This is a genomic window from Vreelandella salicampi (assembly GCF_013415105.1).
GTDB classification, from domain to species: Bacteria; Pseudomonadota; Gammaproteobacteria; order Pseudomonadales; family Halomonadaceae; genus Vreelandella; species Vreelandella salicampi.
Window position 1 is genome coordinate 1 of the sequence record NZ_JACCDF010000031.1, and the last position, 3256, is coordinate 3256.

General features: G+C 54.4%; 2 rRNA genes. Both read right to left on the reverse strand.

The window, feature by feature from the left end:
• Positions 1-7: 7 nt before the first annotated feature.
• Positions 8-123 (reverse strand): 5S ribosomal RNA (rrf, locus tag HZS81_RS17795).
• Positions 124-234: 111 nt separating this feature from the next.
• Positions 235-3124, reverse strand: a 23S ribosomal RNA gene (locus tag HZS81_RS17800).
• Between the last annotated feature and the right edge of the window lie 132 nt (positions 3125-3256).

The following is a 3256-nucleotide window of genomic DNA, read 5'->3' on the forward strand; positions in this document are numbered from 1 at the left end:
GATAAGTGCCTGACGATGACCTACTCTCGCATGGGGAGACCCCACACTACCATCGGCGCTGAGCGGTTTCACTACTGAGTTCGGCAAGGGATCAGGTGGTTCCCGCTCGCTATGGTCGTCAGGCGTAACTGGCGATATATCAGGCTGGTTTGTTCGTAATCGGTTTGTGAGCGTCTCGTTCGTGCGTATCCGGTTTTCATCGTTATCACTGCGACCAGACCCCTTGGGTGTTATAGGGTCAAGCCTCACGGGCCATTAGTATCGGTTAGCTCAACGCCTTGCAGCGCGTCCACATCCGACCTATCAACCAGCTGGTCTTGCTGGGCCCTTTAGGAGGATCATGTCCTCAGGGATGTCTCATCTTGAAGGGGGCTTCCCGCTTAGATGCTTTCAGCGGTTATCCCGTCCGCACTTAGCTACCCGGCAATGCCACTGGCGTGACAACCGGAACACCAGAGGTGCGTCCACTCCGGTCCTCTCGTACTAGGAGCAGCCCTTCTCAAACATCCTACGCCCACGGCAGATAGGGACCGAACTGTCTCACGACGTTCTAAACCCAGCTCGCGTACCACTTTAAATGGCGAACAGCCATACCCTTGGGACCGACTTCAGCCCCAGGATGTGATGAGCCGACATCGAGGTGCCAAACACCGCCGTCGATGTGAACTCTTGGGCGGTATCAGCCTGTTATCCCCGGAGTACCTTTTATCCGTTGAGCGATGGCCCTTCCATACAGAACCACCGGATCACTAGAACCTGCTTTCGCACCTGCTCGACGTGTCTGTCTCGCAGTTAAGCACCCTTATGCTCTTGCACTCATTGCACGATGTCCGACCGTGCTGAGGGTACCTTCGTGCTCCTCCGTTACACTTTGGGAGGAGACCGCCCCAGTCAAACTACCCACCACACACTGTCCTCGATCCGGATAACGGACCTAAGTGAGAACGCCAATGATGCCAGGCTGGTATTTCAAGGGTGGCTCCACCGCAACTGGCGTCACGGGTTCTAAGCCTCCCAGCTATCCTACACAGGCAACATCAGCGTCCAGTGTGAAGCTATAGTAAAGGTTCACGGGGTCTTTCCGTCTAGCCGCGGGTACACCGCATCTTCACGGCGATTTCAATTTCACTGAGTCTCGGGTGGAGACAGCGTGGCCATCATTACGCCATTCGTGCAGGTCGGAACTTACCCGACAAGGAATTTCGCTACCTTAGGACCGTTATAGTTACGGCCGCCGTTTACCGGGGCTTCGATCAAGAGCTTCGCCCGAGGGCTAACACCATCACTTAACCTTCCGGCACCGGGCAGGCGTCACACCCTATACGTCCGCTTGCGCGTTAGCAGAGTGCTGTGTTTTTAATAAACAGTTGCAGCCACCTGGTATCTTCGACCGCTCTCCGCTCCACCCGCGAGGGGCTTCACGTAACAGCGGCGTGCCTTCTCCCGAAGTTACGGCACCATTTTGCCTAGTTCCTTCACCCGAGTTCTCTCAAGCGCCTTGGGATTCTCACCCTGACCACCTGTGTCGGTTTGGGGTACGGTCGCACATGATCTGAAGCTTAGAGGCTTTTCCTGGAAGCGTGGCATCAGTGACTTCCTGACCGTGGTCAGTTCGTTTCGCATCTCGGCTTTGAGCCCCCGGATTTACCTGAGCGCTCGGCCTACGTGCTTTCACCAGGACTACCAACGCCTGGCTCACCTAGCCTTCTTCGTCCCCCCATCGCAACCATGTCCGGTACGGGAATATTGACCCGTTTCCCATCGACTACGCCTTTCGGCCTCGCCTTAGGGGCCGACTCACTCTGCTCCGATTAGCGTCGAACAGAAACCCTTGGTCTTCCGGCGAGGGTGTTTTTCACACCCTTTATCGTTACTCATGTCAGCATTCGCACTCGTGATACCTCCAGCGAACGTCTCCATTCACCTTCATCGGCTTACACGACGCTCCTCTACCGCTCATCCTAAGGATGAACCCGTAGCTTCGGTACCTGGTTTAGCCCCGTTACATCTTCCGCGCAGGCCGACTCGACTAGTGAGCTATTACGCTTTCTTTAAAGGATGGCTGCTTCTAAGCCAACCTCCTAGCTGTCTGAGCCTTCCCACATCGTTTCCCACTTAACCAGGATTTCGGGACCTTAGCTGACGGTCTGGGTTGTTTCCCTTTTCACAACGGACGTTAGCACCCGCTGTGTGTCTCCCACGCGTCACTCACCGGTATTCGGAGTTTGCCTCGGGTTGGTAAGTCGGGATGACCCCCTAGCCGAAACAGTGCTCTACCCCCGGCGGTGCTACGTGAGGCGCTACCTAAATAGCTTTCGAGGAGAACCAGCTATCTCCGAGCTTGATTAGCCTTTCACTCCGATCCACAAGTCATCCAAATCTTTTTCAACAGATCCTGGTTCGGGCCTCCAATTGATGTTACTCAATCTTCACCCTGCTCATGGATAGATCGCTCGGTTTCGGGTCTATATCCCGCGACTGGTACGCCCAGTTAAGACTCGCTTTCGCTACGGCTCCCCTATTCGGTTAACCTCGCCACGGAATATAAGTCGCTGACCCATTATACAAAAGGTACGCGGTCACAGAACGAATCTGCTCCCACTGCTTGTACGCACACGGTTTCAGGATCTATTTCACTCCCCTCTCCGGGGTTCTTTTCGCCTTTCCCTCACGGTACTGGTTCACTATCGGTCAGCCAGGAGTATTTAGCCTTGGAGGATGGTCCCCCCGTCTTCAGTCAAGGTTTCTCGTGCCCCGACCTACTCGATTTCACGTGATCAGATTTTCAGCTACGGGGCTATCACCCGCTATGGCCGTGTTTCCCAACACATTCGCTTAATCAGTCACACGCTTAAGGGCTGGTCCCCGTTCGCTCGCCGCTACTAGGGGAATCTCGGTTGATTTCTTTTCCTCGGGGTACTTAGATGTTTCAGTTCCCCCGGTTCGCCTCGCACCTCTATATATTCAAGGTGCGATACCGATCTGATGATCGGTGGGTTTCCCCATTCAGAAATGCCCGGGTCACAGGTTGTTTGCCACCTCGCCGAGCCTTATCGCAGGCTTCCACGTCTTTCATCGCCTCTGGCTGCCTAGGCATCCACCGTGTGCGCTTCATTGCTTGACCCTATAACCCGAAGGAGTCTGAATCGCGCAATGATAACGATTGCCGGATACGCTTGAGACGTATCACAAAACAATTTACGTTTGAACGTTTCAAAAAACGTTCATGTCAGCATGATATATCTTGTTAAAGAGC